The 23,939-nt window shown below is 74.2% G+C and carries 20 protein-coding genes and 1 tRNA gene; 13 read left to right on the top strand and 8 right to left on the bottom strand.

The window, feature by feature from the left end; genetic code table 11:
- Positions 1-177: 177 nt before the first annotated feature.
- Genes JE024_RS22375 through JE024_RS22365 form a run of 3 tightly spaced genes read left to right on the top strand, consistent with a single transcriptional unit; the run spans position 178 to position 3,281 of the window.
- Complete coding sequence (locus tag JE024_RS22375) at positions 178-1,494, top strand: ABC transporter substrate-binding protein (RefSeq protein ID WP_205375295.1); 1,317 nt, start codon at positions 178-180, stop codon at positions 1,492-1,494.
- Positions 1,495-1,497: 3 nt separating this feature from the next.
- Entirely contained in the window at positions 1,498-2,424 is a 927-nt protein-coding gene (locus JE024_RS22370; RefSeq protein ID WP_205375294.1) for a carbohydrate ABC transporter permease, read from the top strand.
- A gap of 11 nt (positions 2,425-2,435) precedes the next feature.
- The gene (locus JE024_RS22365) at positions 2,436-3,281 is read left to right on the top strand and encodes a carbohydrate ABC transporter permease (protein WP_205375293.1); all 846 of its coding nucleotides are present in this window, start codon (positions 2,436-2,438) and stop codon (positions 3,279-3,281) included.
- An 83-nt stretch (positions 3,282-3,364) separates the two neighbouring features.
- Here the strand turns inward: JE024_RS22365 and JE024_RS22360 are convergent, their stop codons facing one another.
- The 3 genes from JE024_RS22360 to JE024_RS22350 form a co-directional block, all read right to left on the bottom strand.
- Positions 3,365-4,822 carry a glycoside hydrolase family 18 protein gene (locus JE024_RS22360; RefSeq protein ID WP_205375292.1) on the bottom strand — a complete coding sequence of 486 codons (1,458 nt, stop codon included), beginning with the start codon at positions 4,820-4,822 and terminating at the stop codon, positions 3,365-3,367.
- 183 nt (positions 4,823-5,005) lie between these two features.
- Positions 5,006-6,403: a sensor histidine kinase gene (locus JE024_RS22355; protein ID WP_205375291.1), complete on the bottom strand. Its 1,398-nt coding sequence runs from the start codon at positions 6,401-6,403 to the stop codon at positions 5,006-5,008.
- Positions 6,400-7,101, bottom strand: a complete 702-nt coding sequence (locus JE024_RS22350; protein WP_205375290.1) for a response regulator transcription factor — start codon at positions 7,099-7,101, stop codon at positions 6,400-6,402. Before JE024_RS22350 ends, JE024_RS22355 begins: the two co-directional genes overlap by 4 nt.
- 79 nt (positions 7,102-7,180) lie before the next feature.
- Here JE024_RS22350 and JE024_RS22345 point away from each other — a divergent pair, with 79 nt between their 5' ends.
- A complete protein-coding gene (locus JE024_RS22345; RefSeq protein ID WP_205375289.1) occupies positions 7,181-7,729 on the top strand; it encodes a hypothetical protein in 549 nt (182 codons plus the stop codon).
- A 16-nt stretch (positions 7,730-7,745) separates the two neighbouring features.
- Here the strand turns inward: JE024_RS22345 and JE024_RS22340 are convergent, their stop codons facing one another.
- Both JE024_RS22340 and JE024_RS22335 read right to left on the bottom strand, forming a co-directional pair.
- Positions 7,746-8,609 (bottom strand): spermidine synthase, encoded by an 864-nt coding sequence (locus JE024_RS22340; protein WP_205375288.1) that lies wholly within the window; start codon positions 8,607-8,609, stop codon positions 7,746-7,748.
- A gap of 392 nt (positions 8,610-9,001) precedes the next feature.
- Positions 9,002-9,409, bottom strand: coding sequence for a hypothetical protein (locus JE024_RS22335; protein ID WP_205376675.1), 408 nt, complete (start codon positions 9,407-9,409; stop codon positions 9,002-9,004).
- 343 nt (positions 9,410-9,752) lie between these two features.
- Here JE024_RS22335 and JE024_RS22330 point away from each other — a divergent pair, with 343 nt between their 5' ends.
- The gene (locus JE024_RS22330; protein ID WP_205375287.1) at positions 9,753-11,213 is read left to right on the top strand and encodes an NsdA family TPR-like regulatory protein; all 1,461 of its coding nucleotides are present in this window, start codon (positions 9,753-9,755) and stop codon (positions 11,211-11,213) included.
- A gap of 138 nt (positions 11,214-11,351) precedes the next feature.
- Here JE024_RS22330 and JE024_RS22325 read toward each other — a convergent pair whose 3' ends face one another.
- A complete protein-coding gene (locus JE024_RS22325) occupies positions 11,352-11,948 on the bottom strand; it encodes a histidine phosphatase family protein (RefSeq protein ID WP_205375286.1) in 597 nt (198 codons plus the stop codon).
- Between the two features lie 252 nt (positions 11,949-12,200).
- Here JE024_RS22325 and JE024_RS22320 point away from each other — a divergent pair, with 252 nt between their 5' ends.
- The 7 genes from JE024_RS22320 to JE024_RS22290 all read left to right on the top strand — a co-directional run bounded on the left by JE024_RS22320 (position 12,201) and on the right by JE024_RS22290 (position 18,488).
- Entirely contained in the window at positions 12,201-13,100 is a 900-nt protein-coding gene (locus JE024_RS22320) for a phosphatase PAP2 family protein (RefSeq protein ID WP_205375285.1), read from the top strand.
- On the top strand, positions 13,030-14,196 hold the full coding sequence (locus JE024_RS22315) for a hypothetical protein (protein WP_205375284.1): 1,167 nt from the start codon (positions 13,030-13,032) through the stop codon (positions 14,194-14,196). The genes JE024_RS22320 and JE024_RS22315 overlap by 71 nt, the downstream gene beginning before the upstream one ends.
- On the top strand, positions 14,187-15,776 hold the full coding sequence (locus JE024_RS22310; RefSeq protein WP_205375283.1) for a hypothetical protein: 1,590 nt from the start codon (positions 14,187-14,189) through the stop codon (positions 15,774-15,776). Before JE024_RS22315 ends, JE024_RS22310 begins: the two co-directional genes overlap by 10 nt.
- Entirely contained in the window at positions 15,773-17,140 is a 1,368-nt protein-coding gene (locus tag JE024_RS22305) for an AAA family ATPase (RefSeq protein WP_205375282.1), read from the top strand. Before JE024_RS22310 ends, JE024_RS22305 begins: the two co-directional genes overlap by 4 nt.
- Before the next feature lie 100 nt (positions 17,141-17,240).
- On the top strand, positions 17,241-17,582 hold the full coding sequence (locus JE024_RS22300) for a DUF8844 domain-containing protein (RefSeq protein ID WP_205375281.1): 342 nt from the start codon (positions 17,241-17,243) through the stop codon (positions 17,580-17,582).
- Positions 17,583-17,782: 200 nt separating this feature from the next.
- Positions 17,783-18,424, top strand: a complete 642-nt coding sequence (locus JE024_RS22295) for a bifunctional DNA primase/polymerase (protein WP_205375280.1) — start codon at positions 17,783-17,785, stop codon at positions 18,422-18,424.
- A tRNA-Lys gene (locus tag JE024_RS22290) sits at positions 18,415-18,488 on the top strand. Before JE024_RS22295 ends, JE024_RS22290 begins: the two co-directional genes overlap by 10 nt.
- Positions 18,489-18,543: 55 nt before the next feature.
- On the opposite strand, the gene JE024_RS22285 is transcribed toward JE024_RS22290, so the two are convergent.
- Entirely contained in the window at positions 18,544-19,752 is a 1,209-nt protein-coding gene (locus JE024_RS22285) for a M6 family metalloprotease domain-containing protein (RefSeq protein WP_205376674.1), read from the bottom strand.
- A gap of 529 nt (positions 19,753-20,281) precedes the next feature.
- On the opposite strand from JE024_RS22285, the gene JE024_RS22280 reads away from it, so the two are divergent.
- Positions 20,282-22,042 carry a putative bifunctional diguanylate cyclase/phosphodiesterase gene (locus JE024_RS22280; protein WP_205375279.1) on the top strand — a complete coding sequence of 587 codons (1,761 nt, stop codon included), beginning with the start codon at positions 20,282-20,284 and terminating at the stop codon, positions 22,040-22,042.
- A 90-nt stretch (positions 22,043-22,132) separates the two neighbouring features.
- Here JE024_RS22280 and JE024_RS22275 read toward each other — a convergent pair whose 3' ends face one another.
- Entirely contained in the window at positions 22,133-23,815 is a 1,683-nt protein-coding gene (locus JE024_RS22275; protein WP_372449827.1) for a glycosyl hydrolase family 18 protein, read from the bottom strand.
- Positions 23,816-23,939: the final 124 nt, after the last annotated feature.

The raw sequence follows: 23,939 nt of genomic DNA, 5'->3' as shown, positions 1-23,939 counted from the left end.
GAACATAACGTGTCGGGGGTGCGGAGCCACGCGCCGGGACGAATGGGAGCGCTCCCAACCTTTCGGTACATACTCATACGCGTTCGTTCGTACATCACCGCCCCTCGTGGCACCCGCCCCCGCCGACGCGCGGGCCGGGCCCGGGGCGCAGCACCGTTCAGGAAATGGGGAGGCCGCATGCGCAGGGCCGCCGTCCTCGTGGCCGTCGCCGCACTCACCGCCGGACTCCTGTCCGGCTGCGCCGACGACCCCGCCGAGCCCCCGCGGGCACGCGCCCACACCGGTGGCGGGAACGCCGAGGGGAAGACCGTGATCACGGTCGGCGTCTACGGCGCCTTCGGTCTCCAGGAGGCCGGCCTCTACGACGAGTACATGCGCCAGAACCCCGGCATCCACATCCGGCAGACCTCGATCCAGCGGAACGAGAACTACTACCCCCAGCTCCTGACCCACCTCGGCAGCGGCAGCGGCCTCGCCGACATCCAGGCGGTCGAGGTCAACAACATCGCCGAGATCACCGCCACCCAGGCGGACCGGCTGGTGGACCTGTCCCGGACCGACGGCGTGCGCCGGGCGGACTTCCTGGACTGGAAGTGGGCCCAGGCCACCACCGGCGACGGGCGGACGGTCGGCCTCGGCACCGACATCGGACCGCAGGGCATCTGCTACCGCAAGGACCTGTACGCGAAGGCCGGGCTGCCCACCGACCGCGAGGCCGTCGGCAGGCTCTGGGCGGGCGACTGGGCGAAGTACCTGGAGGCGGGGAAGCGCTACCGCGAGCACGCGCCGGAGGGCACCGTCTTCACCGACTCCGCGTCCGGGGTGCTCAACGCGGTGCTGGGCAGCAGCCCGGTGCGCTTCTACGACGAGGACGGCGAGGTCGTCTACAAGACCAACCCGGCCGTCCGCGACGCCTGGGACCTGGCCGCCTCCTTCGCGGGCGAGCGGCTCACCGCGCGGCTCCAGCAGTTCACCCCGGCCTGGGACCAGGGCTTCGCCAACGGCAGGTTCGCCACCGTGTCCTGCCCGGCGTGGATGCTCGGCTACATCCAGGACAAGGCGGGCCGGGCCGGCGAGGACAAGTGGGACGTGGCCGCCGCGCCGCGGCCCGGCAACTGGGGCGGCTCGTTCCTCGTCGTGCCCAAGGCGGGCGCCCACCCCCGGGAGGCCGCGAAGCTGGCCGCCTGGCTGACCGCGCCCGCCCAGCAGGCCCGGCTGTTCGCCGAACGCGGCAGCTTCCCGAGCGCGGGCGCGGCCTACGGCCTGCCGGCCGTGGCCGGCGCCACCCACCCGTACTTCGGCGACGCGCCCATCGGCCGGATCTACTCCCGGGCCGCCCGGGACGTCCCCGTGCAGACCGTGGGCCCCAAGGACCTGATCATCCAGCAGAACCTGTCCGACGTCGGCATGCTCCAGGTCGACCAGAAGGGCCGCACGCCCCGGCAGGGCTGGGACGCGGCCGTGAAGACCATCGACAACGCCCTGGACCTGTGACCCGTGACGAGCCATGCCACCGAGCGGCGTTCGCGCCGCCACCGACGCGACCTCAGGTGGAGCCCGTACGCCTTCGTCGCCCCGTTCTTCGTGTTCTTCCTCGCCTTCGGCCTCTTCCCGCTGCTGTACACCGGCTGGGCCTCCCTGCACCGGGTGGAGCTGACCGCGCCGACCGAGATGGAGTGGGTCGGGCTGCGCAACTTCTCCCGCCTGCTGCACGACGACTTCTTCTGGAACGCGCTGCGCAACACGGTCACCATCGGGCTGATGTCGACCGTGCCGCAGTTGCTGATCGCCCTCGGCCTCGCCCATCTGCTCCACCACCGGCTGCGCGGCTCGGCGTTCTTCCGGGTCGCGGTGCTGACCCCGTACGCGACCTCGGTCGCCGCGGCCACGCTCGTCTTCGCGCTGCTCTTCGGGCGTGACTACGGAATGATCAACTGGGTCCTCGGGCTCGCCGGGTTCGACGCCGTCGACTGGCAGAACGGGCAGTGGACCTCGCAGCTCGCCGTGTCCACCATCGTGATCTGGCGCTGGACCGGCTACAACGCGCTGATCTACCTCGCCGCGATGCAGGCGATCCCGCGCGACCTCTACGAGTCGGCCGAGCTCGACGGTGCGTCCCGGCTGCGGCAGTTCCTGCATGTGACGGTGCCCTCGCTGCGCCACACGATCCTGTTCACCTGCGTCGTCTCGACCATCGGCGCCACCCAGCTCTTCGGCGAGCCGCTGCTGTTCAACGGCGCCGCCGGCGCGACGGGCGGCGCGGACCACCAGTACCAGACGCTCGGCCTGTACCTGTACGAGCAGGGCTGGGTGAATCTGCACCTGGGGCGGGCGTCGGCCATCGCCTGGGCGATGTTCCTCCTCCTGCTGGTGGTCGGCGCCGTGAACTGGCTGATCGCCCGCCGTCTGGGCAAGAGCACATGAAGGGCCGCACCATGACCGACGCCTCCCGCGCCGGACGGCGTCCGCGCGGCGGCAGGATCGCCACCGCCGTCCTGGTCCTGTTCACCGCCGGGTCCCTGTTCCCGCTGGTGTGGACGGCGATCGCCGCCTCCCGCAACAACACCCGCCTCGCCCAGACCCCGCCGCCGCTGTGGTTCGGCAGGAACCTGCTCGGGAACCTGGAGATCGCCTGGCAGGACGCCAACCTGGGCAGCGCCCTCCTCAACACGACGGTGGTGGCCTCCTGCACCGCCGCCGGCACGGTGCTGTTCGCCACGCTCGCCGGGTTCGCCTTCGCCAAGCTGCGCTTCCGGCTGAAGAACACCCTGCTCGTCCTGGTCGTCGGCACGATGATGGTGCCGCCCCAGCTCAGCGTGGTGCCGCTGTACATGCTGATCGCCGAACTGCGCTGGACCGACCAGCTCCAGGCCGTGATCCTGCCGGGCCTGGTCAGCGCGTTCGGGGTGTTCTTCATGCGCCAGTACCTGATGGAGGCGCTGCCCGGCGAGCTGATCGAGGCGGCCCGGGTGGACGGGGCGAGCAGCCTGAGGGTGGTGTGGCACATCGTCTTCCCGGCCGCGCGGCCCGCGATGGCGGTGCTCGGGATGCTGACGTTCGTGATGGCGTGGAACGACTTCTTCTGGCCCGTCGTCGCCCTCACCCAGAGCGGCAATCCGACGGTGCAGGTCGCCCTGACCGGCCTCGGCCGGGGCTACGTGCCCGACCAGTCGGTCATCATGGCCGGCGCGCTGCTCGGCACGCTGCCGCTGCTGCTGGCGTTCGTGCTCTTCGGCCGGCAGATCGTCGGCGGCATCATGCAGGGCGCCGTCAAGGGCTGACGCCCGGGGCCGCGGGCGCGCCCCGGCCGGGTGGGGGTCCGACCGGGGCGCGAGGGGGGTGGCGGCGGGTGGCTCGGAGGGGGCTACCGGTAGGCGGCGAACGCCTTGGTGAAGGCCAGCGGCTCCTGGAGGACGGAGCTGCAGGTCGCGTCTGCGGCCGGCTTCGCCCCTTCCGGGCACTGCTTGTCCCGGGTGCCGGACCACATGGCCAGCCACGCCAGGTCCTTCGACGCGGCGAACCGCACCAGCTCGGCCGCGTCCTCGACGGTGAAGACCTCCGTCACCACGTCGTTGACGCCGATCATCGGGGTGACGGCGACCGTCTGCCACGCCTCGGTGTCCCCGAGCCCCAGCACGCCCTTGAGCTGGGCCTGGGTGGCCGTCGCCGCGGAGATCGCGTACCCGCCCATGTCACCGCTGTAGGCGGGCCCGTAGTCCATGGCCATGATGTTGACCGCGCCGACGCGCACGCCGGAGCGCTTCGCGTCGGCGAGCAGGTCGACGCCGGGCTGGGTGAGGCCCTCGGGCATGACGGGCAGGGTGAAGGAGACGTCCAGGCCCGGGTGGGACTTCTGGAGCAGGGCGATGGCCTGCGAGCGGCGGGTGTTGGCCGCGGTGTCGGACAGGGCGGCGCCCTCCACGTCGAAGTCGACCTCGGTGAGCCGGTAGGTGTCGACGACGGCCCCGTACGCCCGGGCCAGCTCCCCGGCCGAGGAGCAGTTGAGGGCGAGCTCACGGCCGGCCGCGCCGCCGAAGGAGACCCGGACGTCGCCGCCCTTCGCCCGCAGCGCGGGGATCTGCGCGGCGACCTTGTCCTCGCCGAGCGGGGTGACCCCGCCCCACAGCGGGGCGCAGCCGCCGCCGGAGGTGACGAAGGCGAGGGTGAACTCGTCGACGCCGGTCCGCGCGGCGGTGTCCAGCAGGTCGTACGCCGGGTGGAGCGAGGTGTCGACGTAGGGCGCGAACCGCCCGCCGCCGCCGGGCGCGGTCGGCGTGGGAGCCGGGGTCGCGGTGGGGGCGGGCGTGGACGCGGACGGGGTGGGCGTGGGGGTGGGCGCGGTCGTGGGCTGCCCGGTGGGGCGGCCGGTCGGCTCGGGGGTCGTCCCGCCGCCGGCCGAGCAGGCGGCGCCGTCGATGCGGCAGGACTCCGGGTCGGCCGCCGTTGCCGCCGAGGTGGTCACGAAGCCGACGGTGACCGAGGCGCCGGGGGCGAGCCGGGCGTTCCAGCTCGCGGGCTTCACGGTGACGTGCCGGCCCTCCACGGTGTGCTCGCCGTTCCACAGGGACCCGATGGCGGTGCCGGCGGGCAGGTCGAACTCCAGGGTCCAGCCGGAGCGGGCGGTGCCGCTCTCGTTGGTCACCACGTACTGGCCGGTGTAGCCGCCGTCCCAGGCACTGGTCCTGGTGTACGCGGCGCCGACCGCCGCCGCCTGGGCCGTGCCCGCGAGGGCGAACGCCGCGCCGCCGACGACGGCCGCGGCGACGATCGCGCCGACCGCCTTGGTCCGGACCGTCGTGCGCCGGTGCCTGGTGGTGCCCATCGCGTGCCTGCCTCTGCGTCGTGGATCCGGGGGGTGTCGCAGACGCTAGCGAGGCGGGAACGGACATTCCGTCGATCCCGGGCGGCGGCCGGTTTCCTTAGGGAGCGCTTAAGGAAGGCATCGGCGGCGATTAATCCTTCTCCGCGGAATGCTCGGGATGCCCGGCGGGGCCCGGCGGGCCGCTCAGCGGGCGGCGGTCTTCCGCCTGCGCCGCACCCCGCCGCGGGTCCCCCGGCGGCGGTCCCCGCGGGCCGCCTCCCGCGGGTCGAGACCGATCCAGACGCGCACCTCGGTGCCTCCGAGCACGGAGCGGCCGATCCGCACGTCCCCGCCGGTCGACTCGGCGACCCTGCGGACGATGTCCAGCCCGAGGCCCGTCGAGCCCACCCGTGCCCCGCTGTTGCCGCGCGCGAGGGCGGCGGCGGGGTCGGCGATGCCCGGTCCGGCGTCCGACACGAGCACGATGACGGCGTCGTCGCCGTTGTGGACGTCGACGGAGAACGCGGTGCCCTCGGCCGTGTGCCGGAACACGTTGCCGAGCAGCGCGTCGAGCGCGGCGGTCAGTTCGGGCCGGGCCACCGGGATGCGCACGGGGCCGTCGACGCCCGCCAGACGCACCTTGCGGCCCTCGTCCTCGGCAAGCGCCGACCAGAACGCCATGCGCTCGCGGACCACCTCGGAGACGTCGCACCCCGCGCCGGGGCCGGTCGCCGAGGTCTGCGGCTTGGACTGCCTGGCCGTGCGGATGATGGTGTCGACCTCCCGCTCCAACTGGGCGACGGCGGCCCGGGTCTGCTCGGCGGCGGCGCTCTCGCCGAGCGACGCGGCGTTGAGCCGGAGCACGGTCAGCGGGGTGCGCAGCCGGTGCGAGAGGTCGGCGGCGAGCTCGCGCTCGTTGGCGAGGAGCTGCACCACCTGGTCGGCCATCGAGTTGAACGCGACGGCGGCGGACCGCAGTTCGGGCGGCCCCTCCTCCGGCACCCGGGCGCCGAGCCGTCCCTCGCCCAGTTCGTGGGCGGCGCCCGCGAGCCGCTGGGCGGGCTGCACCATGCGGATGCCGAGCCGGTCGGCGACGGCCACCGACCCGACGATCAGGGCGAGTCCGACGCCGGCCAGCACCAGCCAGGCGGTGCCCACGCCGTTGGACACCTCGCCCTCGGGCACGAAGATCTCGACGACCGCGATCTGCCCGGTGCCGATGGCGGTCGGCTGGAGCAGCGCGGAGCCCCCGGAGACCTCGGTGATCGAGGCGCGGCCGATGGCCTGGACGGTGGCGAGGTCACGGGCGGCGGCCCGGCGGATGCCGATCTCCAGCGGCACACTGCCCAGTTCGCCGGAGGCGGGGATGTGCACGGCCATCCGCCCGACGGCGCCCGCGGGGGTCGACTCGACCGCCCGCTCCAGCATCTTGCGCTCGGTGGTCACGGTGAGCGTGGGCCCGATGGTGGCCGCCTGGCGCTCGGCGTTGGAGAACGCGCGGTCGCGCGCCATCTCCTTGATGACCATGCCCAGCGGCAGGGCGAAGGCCAGCACGACCATGACGGTGACCGCGAGGGACACCCGGACCAGCGCCCACCTCATGACGGCAGTCCGTGCGGCGGCTCCAGCTTGACCCCGACCCCGCGCAGGGTGTGCAGATACCGGGGGCGCGCCGCCGTCTCGCCCAGCTTGCGGCGCAGCCAGCTCAGATGGACGTCGATGGTCTGGTCGTCGCCGTAGCTCTGCTGCCACACCTCGGCGAGCAGTTCCCGGCGCGGGACGACGACACCGGGGCGCCCGGCGAGATAGGCCAGCAGGTCGAACTCCCGGCGGGTCAGGTCCAGCGGCGCGCCGTCCAGTTCGGCCTGGCGGCGCAGCGGGTCGATGGACAGCCCGCCGACCTGGATGCCCCGGCCGGGCGGGAGGTCGCCGGCGGCCGTGCGGGCGCGGCGCAGCACCGCCGCCATCCGCGCGGAGAGGTGCTCCACCGAGAACGGCTTGGTGAGGTAGTCGTCGGCGCCGTCGTTGAGCAGCCGGACGATCTCCGCCTCGTCGTCGCGGGCGGTCGCGATGATGACCGGCACGTCGGTGATCCCGCGCAGCATCTTCAGGGCCTCGGCCCCGTCCAGATCGGGCAGACCGAGGTCCAGCACGACCACGTCGAACCGGACATGGGCGACCTCGCGCAGCGCCTCCAGAGCCGTGCCGACGCTCCGCACCGTGTGGGATGCCTCGGTCAGGTGCCGGATGAGGGCGGAGCGCACGAACTGGTCGTCCTCGACGACGAGCACACTTGCCATGGGCGGCACCGTACGCCATCCGGAGTACACCGGTCCCCCGGGCGGGTGATCGGGACACGCACCGCCGGCGTGGTGCACTATGAGCCCGATGAGCAGAGGACTCGTGCATGCACTCGCGTGGTCGCTGTCCACCGGCGCCGCGGTGACGCTGTCCTGGTGGGGAGTGCACACCGTCATGGCTGGAACGGCCTACGACCGGCCCCGGGCGCTGCCCATCACGGCGCAGACGGCCACGGCCTCACCGGCGCCGCCGCAGCAGTCCTCGACCCACCGGCCGCCGCCGGGCCCCAGCGCCTCGCCGTCGCCGAAGCCTTCGCCCTCCGCGCCCGACCGCGGCTCCCCGAGCCCGTCCAGGACGCCCGCCCCGCCCCCGTCGCCCACGCCCCCGGCCCCCTCGCCGGCGCCGGGGAACGTCAAGGGCTACACCGTCGACGGCGGCCGGGTGGTGTTCGACATCGGGGCGAGCTCCGCCGAACTGGTCTCCGCCACACCGGAGTCCGGCTGGCAGATGCAGGTGTGGAAGCAGCCGAGCTGGATCCGGGTGACCTTCACTCAGGAAGGGCGCGAGGTCTCCGTCTTCTGCACCTGGAACGACCATCCCCCGATGGTCCAGTTCGACGAACGCTGACCCGTGGCCGGCCCGCTCACCTGAAGACCTCGGCGGGCGGCGCGGGCGAGTCCTTGGCGCTCGCGTCGCTGACGGGGGCCGCGCCCCCGGTGAAGTCGGCCAGCGCGCGCCCGTGTTCGACCCGGCCCGCGAAGGGGTCGCCGGCGATCCGCCGGGTCAGCTCGGCGACCGGCAGCTCCGTGTCCGACGCCAGCAGCACCGCGTTGCCGAACCGCCGCCCGCGCAGCACCGTCGGATCGGCGGCCAGCGCGAGGTGGGCGAACGCGGTCGCCGCGGTGGCGACCTGGGCGCGCACATGCGCGAGCGGGGGGCCGTCGGCGAGGTTGGCGGCGTAGTGGCCGCCGGGGCGCAGCGCCCTGGTGACCTCGGCGAGGAACTCCCCGCTGGTGAGGTGCGCCGGTGTGCGGGCCCCGCTGAACACGTCCGCGATCACCAGGTCCGCCCAGCCGTCGGCCACCTTCGCGAGCCCGGCCCGCGCGTCGGCCGTCCGGACCCGTATCCGCGCCGCCGGGTCCAGCGGCAGCCGGGTGCGCACCATCCGCACCAGGGCCTCGTCCCGCTCGACGACCTGCTGGGTCGACCGGGGCCGGGTGGCCGCGACGTACCGCGCGAGCGTGAAGGCGCCCCCGCCGAGGTGGACCACCCGCAACGGGCGCCCCGGCGGGGCGACCACGTCGATCACGTGCCCGAGGCGGCGCTGGTACTCGAAGGAGAGGTACGCGGGGTCGTCGAGATCCACGTGCGACTGGGGCGCCCCGTCGATCAGCAGCGTCCACGCCCGGGCCCGCTCCGGATCCACCACGAGCTCGGCCGTCCCGCCGTCCACCACCTCGACGACCGCGTCCCCGTGCCCGCCCCCCGCCCTCTTCCGCCTGCCCATCCGCCCATTATCCCCACCCCGGCGCTCCAGACATTTCCAGCCCGCCCGGCATTCCTCACCCGGCCAACGCCGACCCGGCATCTCCAGCCCGTCCGGCGTTTGAGGACACCGCGCGCAGCGTGGTGCCGCCACCACCACCCGGCAACCGGCCCCGCGCACGCATCCCCACCGGCGGGGCCCCGCCCCGCACCCCGCGCCTCAATCGCCGGCGGGGCTCAAGAAAGCCCGCCTCCGGCACCCCACCCGAAAAACGCCGACCCCGGCATCCCCAGCCCGTCCGGCGTTCGAGGACACCGCGCGCAGCGTGGTGCGCGCGACGCGACGGTCGGCAGCCCCACCGCCGAGGCCCCCACCTGCACAAGCCCCCGCAAAGCCCCCGCGAGGAACCCCCCTCAGCGACAGCTGTCCGCCGCCTCGATCAGCCGCGCGGCCTCCCCCAGCGCCTCCCGCAGCACCGCCGGGTCCGTGACCGGGGCCGCCGCCGGGTCCACCCCCGGCGGGAGCAGCCATCCGGAGCCGCTCACCGGCGGCTCCGCCGGGACGCCCGGCAGCCGCAGCCCCCGCCCCGAGGTGCGGGTGCAGGCCGAGCCCGGCACGTCCCATCCGTCGGCCGTGCCCGGCGGCACGAGGAACCCGAGGGTGTCGCACGCCCCGTCGTGCAGCACCGGCCCCACCCCGGGCGCCGCCGGGGCGCGCCGCAGGATGTCGACGGCCTCCAGGCCCTGGCGGGCCGGCACCGTCACCAGGTCGCAGGGTGCGGCGGGCGGGACGCTGCTGTCGGCCGTGGGCCGGTGGCCCACCGTGGTCGCGGGCGTCGCGGCGTGGCCCACGCCCGCCGCCCCGCAGCAGCCCACGCCACCGGCTCCCGCACCGGCACCGGGCGCGCCGCCGGCCTCGTAGACCTCCACCACTGGGATCCCCTCCTCAGCCGAGTCCCGTACAGAGGCACGTACGGGGCCTCCGTGAGGTTCAACGCCGCCCGGCGTCAAGGGCTACGGCGGCACGCCGCCGCAAAGGATGGCGGTTCATGGCAGATCGACGGCGAGTTGTCCGCTTTTGTTGCCAAACCGCGTGTGAGACGCCTCTCACAGCAGGTACGTTCATGCCCCGCCGGACCACGGCTGCACAAGAGAGGGAACGGCCATGGCGTCGTCGTCTCGCACACCGGGCGCACCGAGCGCCCGCCCCGCACACCCCAACCCGGTCTTCCGCCGTCTGCGCGGCTCGCGGTCGCCGGGCGAGTTCGCGACGGCCGTGCGGCGGGCCGCCCGTGAGATCGGGGAGCAGGTCTCGTGCGACGCCCGCTACATCGGCAGGGTCGAGTCGGGTGAGATCCGCTGCCCGAACTACGCCTACGAGCGCGTCTTCCTGCACATGTTCCCCGGCCGGACGCTCACCGATCTGGGCTTCGCCGCCCGGGAGGACGTCCGCGGCCGGGGCCGCAGACCGGCTCCGGCGGACACCCCCCACGACGCCCCCCTGCCCGCCGGCACCCCCGGCGCTCCCCGGCCCCCCGGCACCGCCGGCACCGCCGGCACCCCCGGCGCTCCCGAGCCCCTCAGCACCCCCCGCCCCCACAGCGACATCGACGAGGAGAGCGACGTGCTGCGTCGCGCGTTCATGATCGGCGGCCCCGTCACGGCGGCCGCGGCCCTCGGGCACGGACCGGATTCCGTGCCCGCCCAGCGCAGGCGCCGCGTCGGCGACGCCGAGGTCGCGGCCGTCGAGGAGGCCGTCCGGCGGATCCGGCTGCTCGACGACCGGCACGGCGGCGACGGCCTCTATCAGCAGGCCGCGCAGCCGCTGCGCGCCGCCTACGCGCTGCTCGACTCGGGCACCGCGGCCCGCGCGTCGACCGCGCACCGGCTGCACGCCGGCGCGGGCGAACTGGCCATCTCCGTGGGCTGGCTGGCCCATGACTCCGGGCGGTTCGACGAAGCCCGCTCCCACTACGCGGAGGCCCTGGCCACCGCCCGGGTCGCAGGCGATCCGGGCCTGGAGGCCCACGCGTTCTGCAACAGCTCGTTCCTGGCCCGGGACGCCGGCCGGCACCGGGAGGCGGTGCGCACGGCGCAGGCGGGCCAGCAGGCGGCGCGCGAGGTGCGCTCGCCCCGGCTGCTGGCACTGCTGGCGCTGCGGGAGGCGGGCGGCTGGGCCGGGCTCGGGGACCGTTCGAGCTGCGAGCAGTCGCTGGCCCGTGCGCACGGGCACTTCGCCCGGGGGCCCGCGGGGACCGACCCGGAGTGGATGTCCTTCTTCGCCGAGCCGGAGCTGGAGGCGCTCCAGGCGCAGTGCTGGTCCGCGCTCGGCGAGTGGGCCCGCGCCGCCCGGCACGCCCGCCGCGCGGCCACGCTCCAGGACCACCGCTTCACCCGCAACCTCGCGCTCTACCGCGCGGAGCTGGCGTGCGACCTCGCCCGGGCGGGCGCGCCCGACGAGGCGGCGGCCGCCGGCGACGAGGTCCTCGCGCTGCTGGGGCACGTGCGGTCGTCCCGGATCCACGCGATGCTCGCCGACACCGCGGCGGCGCTGCGTCCGCACCGGGCGGCATCCGGGGTCGGCGGGTTCCTGGAACGCTACGAGGGAGCCGCCCACCGGGCCTGACACCCCTCGGCACACCCCCGCCGAAGCGCACAGACCACCCGAGCACCCGAGCACCCCCGCCGAAGCACCCGAACCACCCGAGCGCCCGAGCCGACCCACCCGAGCGCCCGAGCCGAAGCACCGCACCCCCACCCGCGCTCAGACCTCCATGTGCCCCGTGTCGTTCCAGCGCTCCACCGCGGGCTCCCCGTACGCCCACGACAGGACCGACAGGCTGGTCGGGTCGAGCCGGATGCGCGCGCCGAAGACGATGTCCTGGCCCAGCCAGCGCGCGCCGATCGCGCGCAGGATGTGGCCGTGCGCGAAGACGAGCACGTCGCGGTCGGCCGAGCGCGCCCAGGCGACGACCTCGTCCGCGCGGGCGGACACCTCGGCGAGGGTCTCCCCGTCCGGGACGCCGTCGTGCCACAGCACCCAGCCGGGGCGCTCGGCGTGGATCTGGGCCGGGGTCATCCCCTCGTAGGCGCCGTAGTCGTACTCCATCAGGGCGTCCCACGGCTCGGCGCGGTCGCCGAACCCGGCGAGCGCGCAGGTCTCCGCGGCCCGCACCAGCGGGCTGGTGCGCACCTCGACGCCCTCCAGCCCCGACCACGGCGCGCGGTGCAGCCGCTCGCCCAGCAGCTTGGCGCCGCGGCGGCCCTCCTCCAGCAGCGGGATGTCGGTCCTGCCGGTGTGCCGGCCGCTCAGCGACCACTCGGTCTGGCCGTGGCGGGCGAGCAGTATCCGCGGTGCCATGAAAGGTTCTCCTGGGGTTTCACGATGGTGCACGGGTGTCACGGGGACACGGACCGCTCCGCGAGGCGGGGTGCGCACAATTCACGACGCCGTCCTTTTCCATCATCCCGCACCACATGAGGAGGCAACCTGCGGGACGATCTCCGCGTCCCACACGGGGAACCCGACCGGGGACAGACGACACCAGTGACACCGACACCACCGACAACACCGAAGACACCGAAGACACCGACCGGAGACGGAGCCGCCCGGATGCCGCATGCCGTACAGCACCACCGGCCCCGATGGTGGACCGAGCTGATGCTGCTCGCCGTCGTCTACGCCGCGTACTCCGCCGGACGCCTGCTGGCACGGGGCGATGTGTCGACGGCGGTGGACAACGGCCTCGCGATACTCCGGGCCGAGAAGGCACTCTCGCTCAACGCCGAACATCCGCTGAACCGTCTCTTCACCGAGACGCCGGAGATCGGCATACCCGCCGACTTCGTGTACGCGACCCTGCACTACCTGGTCACCCCCCTGATCCTGGTCTGGCTGTTCCGCCGCCGGCCCGCGCACTACCGGGCCGCCCGCACCTGGCTGATGGTCTCCACCCTGCTCGGCCTCGTCGGCTTCACGCTGATGCCGACCTGCCCGCCCCGGCTGCTGGACGCGGCGCACGGCTTCGTCGACACGATGGCCCAGTACAGCTCCTACGGCTGGTGGGGCGGCGAGGCGAGCGCCCCGCGCGGCCTCGGCGGCATGACCAACCAGTACGCGGCGATGCCGAGCCTCCACGTCGGCTGGGCGCTGTGGTGCGGTGTGATGCTGTGGCGCCACGGGCGCACGCCCGCCGCGAAGGCCCTCGGCGTGCTGTACCCGCTGCTCACCACCGTCGTCGTGATGGGCACCGCCAACCACTACTTCCTCGACGCCGTCGCCGGGGCCGCGGTGATGGGCGCCGGGCTGCTGCTCGCGCCGCACGCCATGCGCCTCGCCGACGCCGCCGGGCGGCGCTTCACCGGCCTCACGGGCTTCCCGGGGCCACGGCCCGCGGCCGTTCCCGCCCCCGTTGTCGGTGGCGGATGCAAGACTTCCGCGGGTGAGCGAATCCCCGGACAGCGCACCTCCCCCGAAGGCGCCGACGACAGCACTCAGGCAGCGGCTCGCTGAGCTGCGCGGACCGGCCGCACAGCCGCATCCGCTGGACGCCCGCGCCCTCGCGGCCCTCGCCGCCAACCCCGGCTGCCGCCGCCGCGCCCTGCTGGACGGCGCGGGTGTGGACAAGTCGGCGCTGGCCGCGGCGCTCGGTTCGCCCGCCGGTCTCGGTCAGTCGCAGTTCGCGTTCATGCGGGGCAACGCCTTCGAGGCCCGGGTGAAGGCCGACGGCGGCAAGGAGCTGATGCGGCTGCTCGGTCTGGACGACCCGGGCCGGGTCCGGGTGCCCGACCTCGCCGCCCCGGGCCCCGAGGGCCGGGCGGCGCGCACCGCCCTGGCGCTGCGCGAGGCCGTCGAGGCGGGGGGATTCACCCTGCTCGACCATCCGCTGCTGGTGCTGGAGGTGGCGGGCTCCCCCGCGTATCTGGAGCCCGACGCGGTGGTGGTGCACCCCGACGGCCGGTGGACGGTCGTCGAGATCAAGTCGTTCCCGATGATCGACGCGTCGGCGGACGCGGCGAAGGTGGGCGCCGCCGCCCGCCAGGCCGCGGTGTACGTGCTGGCGCTGGAGCGGGTCGCCGAGCGCACCGCGGGCGCGTCGGTGGCGCACAGCGTGCTGCTGGTCTGCCCCAAGGACTTCTCCAACCTGCCCACCGCGTCCGTGGTGGACGTGCGCAAGCAGCTCGCGGTGACCCGCAGGCAGCTCGCCCGGCTGGCCCGCGTCGAGGACATCGCCGCCGAGCTGCCCGAGGGCCTGACCTTCGACGTCGAGACGTGCTCGCCCGCCGAGCTGACGGCCGCCGTGGAGCAGGTCCCGCACGCCTACGCGCCCGAGTGCCTGGCCGCCTGCGAGCTGGCCTTCCACTGCCGGGAGCGGGCCCGGCTGGCGGGCGCCGTGGAGGCGCTGGGCCGCGGGGTGCGCGGCGAGCTGGGCGGGCTGACGACCATCGGCGCCGTGCTGGCCGCCGCCCGCGGGGAGGCCGGGGATCCCGGGGATCCGGCGGTCGCCGCGCTGCGCAGGGCGGGCGCGCTGCGCGCCGAGGCGCTCCACGCCGCCGCCGTGCCGGCCGCGCGGGAGGCCGGGGAGCGGGAGGGCGCCGCATGTCGCTGATCGCGACCCTCGCGCGGCTGGAGGCGGTCGAGTCGGGGCGGGCCCAGCCGCTCGCCACGGTCCGGCACCGCCGGCTGTCGGACCGTCCGCTGGTGCTCGTCCCGCTGACGACCGCGGGTGAGGCGGGTGCCCCGCTGGGCGCCCTGGTGGGCACGGATCCGGCGGAGCCCCGGCTGCTGGTCGTCCCGCAGCCCCGGGACCGGGACCTGCGCTCCGCGTTCCTGGCCGACCTCGCCGAGGCGGTCCTGCCGCATCTGGAGGGGTACGCCGACGACGTCGAGCCCGCCGAGCGTTCCGAGACCGACCCGGAGTCCGGCAAGCGGGTCAAGGTCGAGGTGGAACTGTGCGCCGACGCGCCGCAGTTGGTCGTGCCCAGCCGGGCGGGCGTGGAGTACGTCCGGCTGCTGGGCCGTTCCATGCGTTTCCGGCGCACCGCCGAGCAGGATCCGGACACCCCGTACCCGGCGCCGGCCCGGGTGCCGCTGCTCGGCCGCTGGTTCACCCACTACGCGGAGCGGTCCCGGGTCCCGGGGTCCTCGCTGCTGCTCGCCGCGACGGATCTGCTGAACCGGCACTGGGCCACCGGGCAGTCCTCGCTGGAGGACCAGCATCTGGGCGCCCTGCTCGCCTGGGTCGACGCGCCGGCGGGTCTGTCGGGTGCCGAGGCGGCCCTGCGGGCCGAGCTGGCGCGGGACGCCGAGGGCCAGTTGCTGTGCCCGCCGGCCGGCCCGGCCACCGATCCGGCCTTCGACAACCGGCTGCTCGCCCCGGCGACGGAGCGCTTCGACCGCGCCCGCCAGCTCCTGGCGGCCGCGGAGGACGGCGCCAGCGCCGACGACCGCCTCGGCGACCTGCACCGCGCCGAGCGGGAGATCCGGCGGCTGATCGCGTCCCAGCTCCGGCCGACCTGGGACGCGGTGTGGCGCTCGCTGGAGCTGCTGCGGGAGCTGCCGGAGGGCGCCCGCGCCGCGGACCGGTGGACCCGCGACCGCTGGTCGTTCACCGCCCACCGCGACCGGGTCCGCGCGGGCGAGCCGCCGCAGCCGCGGCGCGACGACGCGGTGACGGCCGCGCAGAAGCTCGCCGCCCGGGAGACGGCCCAGGCCCAGCTCGACGCCCAGGAGGCGCTGGACGACCCGCTGGTGCTGGCGTCGTTCCGGCTGCGGGGCGAGGCGTTCACCGCCGAGGTGCTCGACGTCGAGATGGCCTGGTCGGAGTCGAAGCGGCCGACGCCCCGCCCGCTGGTCACCGTGGCCACCGACGACCGGCCGCAGCTCGGCGAGCGGATGAAGGTCTACCGCTCGCTGGACGGCAGGCCGCAGACGGCCGAGTTCGTCCGGGCCGAGGCGGAGGGCGTGCTGGTGCTGCGGCTCACCGACCGGATGGGCCGCTCGAAGGAGCCGGCCGAGGGTTCCGTCCCGGCCAAGGGCGACCGGATCGCCTGGACGCTCTTCGAGCACGACCAGCGGGGCGGCCCCAAGCTGCCCGACCCCGAGGAGACGCCGTGGACCCACGGCGGCCCGCCGCGTTCCGACACCGCCGAGAGCCCCGACACCGTCACCCCGGAGGACCTGCTGTGACGCCCGCCCCCGCCGCTTCCGAGGCCGCCGTGTTCGACCCGTCCGCCGAGGCGGGCCGGGCCACGGACCGGATCCTGCACGACACCCTGCACGGCGACGCCCGGGGCGTGGTCGTCGACTCGCCCCCGGGCGCGGGCAAGTCGACCCTGGTGGTGCGCGCCGCCCGGGAGCTGGCCGCGGCCGGGCGCCCGCTGATGGTGGTCGCCCAGACCAACGCCCAGGTCGACGACCTGGTGCTGCGGCTGGCGGCCAAGGACCCGGAGCTGCCGGTCGGGCGGCTGCACTCCCACTCGGGCGACGGGACCGCCCCCTACGACCGGGCGCTCGACGCCCTGGACAACGTCCGTACGTCGGCGAAGGCGGCCGATCTGGCGGGCCTGGACATCGTCATCTCCACGGCCGCGAAGTGGGCCCATGTGCAGGGCGTGGAGCCGTGGGGCCACGCCATCGTCGACGAGGCGTACCAGATGCGCTCCGACGCCCTGCTGGCCGTGGCCGGCCTCTTCGAGCGGGCGCTGTTCGTGGGCGACCCGGGCCAGCTCGACCCGTTCTCGATCGTCGGGTCCGAGCAGTGGGCGGGCCTGTCGTACGACCCCTCGGCGAGCGCGGTCTCCACGCTCCTCGCGCACAACCCCGGCCTTCCGCAGCACCGGCTGCCGGTCTCCTGGCGGCTCCCGGCGTCGGCCGCGCCCCTGGTGTCCGACGCGTTCTACCCGTACACGCCGTTCCGCAGCGGGACGGGACACGGGGACCGGCGGCTCTCCTTCGGGGTGCCCGCGGACGGCTCCGGGCCCGACCGGGTCATCGACGAGGCGGCCGAGGCGGGCTGGGGCCTGCTGGAGCTGCCCGCCCGCCACACCCCGCGCACCGATCCGGAGGCCGTCGGGGCGGTGGCCCGGGTGGTGCGGCGGCTGCTGGACCGGGGCGGTGTCACCCACTCGGAGCTCTCGGCCGACCCGGCGCCGCTCACCGCGGGCCGGATCGCCGTCGGCACGGCCCACCGCGACCAGGCGGCGGCGGTGCGGGCGGCGCTCGCCGGGCTCGGGGTCACGGACGTCACGGTGGACACGGCGAACCGGCTCCAGGGCCGCGAGTACGACGTGACGGTGATCCTGCACCCGCTCTCGGGCCGCCCCGACGCCACGGCCTTCCATCTGGAGACCGGCCGGCTGTGCGTGCTGGCCTCCCGCCACCGGCACGCCTGCATCGTGGTGTGCCGGGAGGGTGTCGCCGAGCTGCTGGACGAGCACCCTTCGACGGAGCCGGTGCAGCTGGGCGTCTCCATCAAGTTCCCGGACGGCTGGGAGGCGAACCACGCGGTCCTCTCCCATCTGGCCGAGCACCGGGTGTCCTGGCGGCCGTAGGCCCTCCGGGCGCTCGGCCCGGGCCCTCTTGCGGGGCGCGGGACAATGGACTTCGGTCCGGGGGCGTTCCCCGGACCGTGACGCGAGGAGGAGTACGGACATGGCGGACCCCGAGCGGACGACCGAGCGCAGGATGCGGCCGGCCCCGCTGCTCTTCGAGCCCTCCGAGGCCGCCGCCGACCCCGAGCACTTCTTCGACCTGGAGTCCATGGAGGACCCCAGGGAGCTGCTCGCCCGCGCGACGGAGCTGACGCTGGCCTTCCGCGCGGCCGCCGACCGCGCCACCGAGTACCAGGCCGTCGCGGCCGCCCAGCTCGCCGACCCCCGCCGCTTCGACCGCCTGACCCCGGCGGACATCGGCGAACGCGCGGGCTGGACGGAGGACTACGCGAAGAAGATGATCGCCTTCGGCCACGACCTCCTGAAGGACACGGCCTCCTGAGATACACGGCCCCCTGAGGACACGGCAGCCCCGCAGGGCACGAGCCGGCACGAGCTCCCGGGGGACACGGCTGCCCGGACGCGGCCCCTCTGACGGCCCCGGCGGCAAAGCCGTCCACGTTACTCCTCCGCCGGCCCCCGCGTCCCCGTTTCCCGGAACTCTGCGGAACCGTCCCATTACCCCGGGTACACCTGGTGGACATGAGCGCATGGCTGCGGGACCGGGACCAGAGGACGGACACGGACATCTTCGCGCTGCTGCGGGAGGAGGCGGACGCCGGGCAGGAGCACGCCGCCGCGGTGACCCCACCGGGGGCGGGCTGGCTCGCCTCCGCAGAGACGTTTCCGCGCTCGGCGCTCGCGCAGTGGGAGAACCGGCCCGCGGCGCCCGCCGTGCTCCCCTGCGGCAGCGTCTTCGACGTGGTGAACGTGCCCTCCACCTTCGGGCGGCGGATGCTCGACCGGCTGTGGGGCGAGGGCCCGGGCTCCGGCCCGGTGGCGATGCACCGGGGGCGGATGATGCTCTTCGCGACGCCCGGCACGGCGCAGCGGCTGCCGTCGCTGCTGCACTGGGAGGAGTGGGGCGACGCCGTCCCGCCGCTCATCTGCCACGGCGCCGGCGACGCGGTGACGGTCCCCCCGCTGACCCCCTCGGATTCGGGCACCGCGCCGCGCTGGCTGGTGGCGCCGGACACCCGCCATCCGTGGCTGCCGGGGCCCGAGGTACTGCTCTGGGCCTGCGTCAGGGCGGCCCGTACGCATGAACGCCCCGTGGTGCGGGTATCGATTTTTCCTCCCGCCGATCAGGGTGCTAATGTCTACGACGTCAGCAGGCGCCGCTAGCTCAGTTGGTTAGAGCAGCTGACTCTTAATCAGCGGGTCCGGGGTTCGAGTCCCTGGCGGCGCACAGACGGAGAAAGCCCCTCGCGAGAGCGAGGGGCTTTTTCGTGTCCGCGCGAGGGTCACTCCGTCGTGATCTTGACCGTCCACGCCCCCGTCGCCGTGCGGTCCGCCACCTCGACCCGGGTGCGCCCGCCGCCGTCGCCCCGCAGGGTGAAGGTCTCCCCCACCCGCAGCGGCGCGTCGGCCAGGGGCGGGTAGACGGACCGGTCCCCGCACGCCTCGGTCTCCGGGTGGGTGTCGACCACCTCGACGGGTCCGCCGCCGGAGGCGGAGTCGCCCTCCACCCGGTAGAGCAGCACGCCCTCGGTGCAGGTGTACTCGTCGTTGCCGACGGCGGAGCGCGCCTCGACGGCGAGGGCGCTGTCCGGGCCGGTGCGGACGACCGCGAGCCGGGTACCGACGCTGCCGCCGCGCACGGGCGCGGCGGCGAGCGGTTCCAGCGTGACGATCTCCCCGCTGCCCGGCGGTCCGGCGGGGACGCGGGCCGAGACGTCGCCGTTGACGCAGCGGACCTCGGCGGGGCCGAGCCAGCCGAGTTTCCACTTGTGCCAGCCGAAGAGGTCGGGGGCGAGCCCGAACTGGCTGCCCATGACGTCCCAGTCGCCGACATGGGTGTCCCAGTCGCCGTCGCCGTCCACCGGGCGGTGGTACAGGTCGGGCAGGTCGAAGACATGGCCGGTCTCGTGGGCGAGCACGTTGCGGTCCGGGGGGTGGCGCTCGAAGACGGTGACCACCCGCCGGATGTCGGTGCCGTCGGCGGTGAGCGGGCGGTCGAAGTTGACGACCTTGGTGGCGTCGGAGTCGACGCCGGGGGCGTCCGGGTCGGCGACCAGGTAGACGATGTCGTAGCGGGAGAAGTCGACCCGGTCGTCGGCGGCCGCGATGGCGTCCTTGAGGTAGGCGGTCCGCCGGTCCGGCTCCCAGTCACGCCGTATGTCGTAGGTGACGGACGCCTCGGGCATCCGGATCCACTCCGTCTGCGGGTGGGCGCGCAGCGAGAACGTGCCGTAGGAGGCGCGGTGGAAGAAGTCGCTGGTGGCGGGGAAATGGTCGGCGGCCAGCTCCTCCGGCGTGTTCAGCGGTACGGAGTCCGGGAACGAGAGGAAGATCATCACCGCGTCGAGCCCGGCGACCGGCTTGGGGTAGGCGGTGTTCCAGGTGTCCAGACCGAGGGAGTGGTGGGCGGCGGTGCGCGGCAGGGCGCAGGGGCCGGCGGCGGAGTCCGCGATCGCGGGACCGGCGACGAGGGAGGTCGCGGCGAAGGCCATCAGGGAGGTGAGCGCGGCGGCGGCACTGCTCGGGCGCACCCGTTCCACTCTCTCGGGTGTTCCGTCGGACGCCTGCTGACGCTCCACATGGACCTCCGGCTCGGCAATGCTGGATGCCCAACCCACCTTGTGACGTTTTGCAGGGTTTCGCCTTGTTCCGGTGCCCCACTCGGGTGACCGGACCCGCGGCACGGCGGCGCGGCGGCGACACTCCGACGACTCACGGAACGTCACATTCGGTCGCGCCGGGACCGACCCCGGTCATGACCCGCGCAGAAACGATCGAGCACCCCGGATGCCCCGCCCCCGACGGGGGAGCACGCTGGAACGGTCGGCTCGGCAGCCTCTATGATCGGCACACTTTCCCCGAGTTTCTTCCGGTTTTTCTCCGCCGAGCGCCTCGGGTGACCATCCCCCGACCACTTGTGTACGACCTTGTACGACACACGCATCCCGGGAGTGAGCGGTGACCGGAACCTCCGACGGAGCAGGGCCCGCGGGCGTCTCCGTCCCTCAGGGCCTCCGCCCGATGACTACCCACGGTCACCTTCAGGCCCTGAGTCCGGCGGAACTGCGCGACTACCGCGCCGCCTTCAACGCGGCCCAGGTCGCCATGGCCGTGGTGGACGCCGAAGGACTCGTGGTCTGCTCCAACGACGCCCTCGGCGTCCTGCTCGGCGTCCGGCCCGCCGAGCTGCGCCGGCGGCCCGCGGCCGATCTCGTGGGCCTCTCCTCCGACAGCCGCACCTGGGACGCCTACCGCGAGGTCCTGCGGGGCGACCGCGCGCGGCTGCGCTGCACCCGGCGGCTGAAGCAGCCCGACGGGCGCACCCTGTGGGCGGAGGTCACCGTCGCGCCGGTGCCGGACACCGGTGACGTCCTGCTCACCGTCGCGGACGTCAGCGACCGTCGCGAACTGCACGCCAGGCTCCGTCATCTGCAACTGCACGACCCGGTGACCCGGCTGCCCAACCGGGCGCTGTTCTTCGAACGGCTGACGGCCTCGCTGGAGTCCTCGCCGTACGGCGAGGGGGCCACCGGCCGGATCGGGCTGTGCTACCTGGACCTGGACGGCTTCAAGGCGGTCAACGACACCCTGGGCCACCGGGTCGGGGACCGGCTGCTGGCCGCCGTCGCGGAGCGGCTGACCGAGTGCGCCGAGGCCGGCGGGACGCACGGCGGAGGGCACCTGGTGGCCCGGCTCGGCGGGGACGAGTTCGCGATCCTCGTCGAGGACTCCACCGGCACCGAGCAGCTCGCCGACCTCGCCCGCGCCGTGCTCGCCGCGCTCCAGCGGCCGTTCGACCTCGCCGGGGAGCGGCTGTCGGTCTCCGCGTCGATCGGTGTGGTGGAGCGGGCGGTGGCGGACGCCAGCGCCACCTGCCTGATGCAGGCCGCGGACACGACCCTGTACTGGGCCAAGGAGGACGGCCGTTCGCGCTGGACCCTGTTCGACCCGGAGCGCAACGCGACCCGGATGACCCGTCAGGCGCTGGCCTCCACCCTCCGGCCGGCCGTGGAGCGCGGCGAGTTCTCGCTGGAGTACCAGCCGCTCGTCGGTCTGGCCGACGAGGTGACCCGGGGCGTCGAGGCGCTGGTGCGCTGGAACCATCCGCGGTTCGGCACGCTGACGCCGAATCGGTTCGTCGCGATCGCCGAGGAGGAGGGCTCGATCGTCCAGCTCGGGCGGTGGGTGCTGCGCACGGCGTGCCGTCAGGCGCGGCGGTGGCAGCTCGACCACCCGGAGGTGGAGCCGCTGTTCGTGTCCGTCAACGTGGCGGTGCGGCAGGTGTGGGACTCGGACCTGGTCGCCGATGTGGCGGAGATCCTCGCGGAGACGGGGCTGCCGCCGCGGCTGCTCCAGCTCGAACTCACCGAGTCCGCCGTGATGGGCTCGGCGGGCCGGCCGCTGCAGACGCTGCGCGCGCTGAGCGACATGGGCGTGCGGATCGCCATCGACGACTTCGGGACGGGGTACTCCAACCTGGCCTACCTCAGCCGGCTGCCGGTCTCCGCGCTGAAGCTGGACGGAACGTTCGTGCGGGGCTTCCAGGACGAGGCGCACGCGAACCCGGCCGACGAGACGATCGTCGAGGCGATGGTGGAGCTGGCGCACCGGCTGGGCCTGACGGTCACCGCCGAGTGCGTCGAGACCTCGGGGCAGGCGTCCCGGCTGCGGCGGATCGGCTGCGACACCGGCCAGGGGTGGCTGTACTCGCGGGCCGTGGCGCCGGAGCGGATCACCGAGATGCTGGGCGGGCTCCCCCGGCACGCGGCCACGGCGGGCTGACGCCCGGCGCGCGGCGCGAATGCCGACCGCCCCCGCTCGGGTTGGTTACCGGGCGGGGGCGGTGGCCTGTGGGGGGCGCAGGGGTCGGTGTCAGCAGGCTCCGAGGTCCTGCCAGACGCCCCACTCACCCGTGGTTCCGGGCTCCTCGCCCTGGGTCCACCACTTGGCCTTCCAGGTGCGGCCGTTGTGGGAGACCTGGGCGTTGCCGGTGTACGCCGTCGCCTTGGCCCACGCGGCCGCGGTGCAGCTGCCGGCCGGCGGGGTGGTCGGAGGCGTCGTGGTGGGCGGCGGGGTGGTGGGCGGGGTCGTCGTCGGCGGGGTGGTGGGCGTGCCGCCGACCGCGGCCACGATCTCGTTGAGCAGGGTGGTGTTCGCGTCGAGGCCGAGCAGGGAGTACATCATCGCGCCGCCGAGGCCGCGCTGCTTGGCGTAGTCGGCGCGGGCCTGGATCGCCCGCTTGTCGAGGCCGGTGAAGAACTCGCCGTCCTTGTAGAAGTACGAGGCCTTGGCCGCGTCGTCCCAGAAGGTGGTCGCCGGGTTGTCGACGATGCCGCCGAGCTCCTTGTAGTGGGCGATGCCGGCCTGCTGGCTGAGCGGGCGGGCCGCCGAGCCGCCGGTGGCGCTGCCGCCGAGGCCGTTGTTGGCCGCCGGGACGCCCTTCCAGCCGCGGTAGTAGAACTCGTAGCCGAGGGTCAGCTTGTTCGCCGGGAAGCCGCCGGTGATGCCGTAGGCCGCGTTGCCGTCGATGTAGGCGTCGATGGCGCCGTCGACCGAGTACTTCTCGGTGCCGGGGGCGATCGGGTCGGTCGGGTCCGACGCCGGCGAGTACAGCGGGGACTGGTGGTAGGCGGGGCCGTCGCCGTCCCAGGCGCCGTGCATGTCGTACGTCATGATGTTCGCGTAGTCGAGGTACGCGCCGATCTTGTCGGTCTCCAGGTACTTGATCTTGTCCTGGCCGGCCGGGAGCGCGGCGGTCAGCATGTACTTCTTGCCGCCGTTGGCCGTGCCGTAGGCGTCGAGCTGCTTGCGGAACTCGGCGAGCAGCAGCGTGAAGTTCTGCTTGTCCTCGGGTCCGTAGTGGTTGCCGAGGTGGCCGCCGGACGAGCCCGGGTACTCCCAGTCGATGTCGATGCCGTCGAAGATCCCGGCAGCGGTGCCGGGGCCGCCGAAGCCGCCCTCGACCGGCAGGTCGCCCTGGATGTACTGCTTGATGCAGGACGAGACGAGCTTCTTGCGGCTCGCGTCCGTCTTGGCCGCGTCGTGGAAGTACTTGGAGTACGTCCAGCCGCCCAGCGAGATGTTGATCTTCAGGTGGGGGTGCTTCGCCTTCAGTTCCTTGAACTGGTTGAAGACGCCCGTGATCGGCTGGTTCCAGGTGTCCGCGACGCCGTCCACGCTGTCGGCCGCGCCGAAGGACTTCTGGTAGTCGGCGTACGAGTCGCCCGCGCCGTCACCGGCGTTGGGGTTGTTGTCGTCCCCCGCCGCCTTGTTGGCCATGAAGCAGGTCAGGTCGGTCGGGTGGATGTTGCCGAACGAGTAGTTGATGACGTCGAGCTTGGCGGCGATGCCCCGGGAGTCGAGGTGCTTCGGGTAGAAGGCGTTGCCGTAGACGCTCCACTGGTCGTAGTAGGCGATCTTGATTCCGCCCGAGGAGGCGGCGGCCTGGGTGGTGTCGTTCGCCTGCGCGGTGCCGAGTCCGGCGAATCCGGCCAGGGCGCCTGCGGCGAGCGCGGCGGTCGTGAATGCCGCGAGCAACGGTCTGCGGGAGCGCACGTGCAGCCTCCGGGGGGGTGTGCGGAACGGGGGTGGAGCGGTCGGGCAGGAGCAGTGAAGCGATCCGGCCAACCCCGCGTCAATGGTCCGAACCAAATGAGGACTAGACCATTTTGGTCGCGAA

The sequence above is a fragment of the Streptomyces zhihengii genome (genome assembly GCF_016919245.1).
Taxonomy (GTDB): domain Bacteria; phylum Actinomycetota; class Actinomycetes; order Streptomycetales; family Streptomycetaceae; genus Streptomyces; species Streptomyces zhihengii.
Note: the sequence above shows the minus strand (reverse complement) of the source record. Positions and strands in the feature narration are given on the sequence as shown.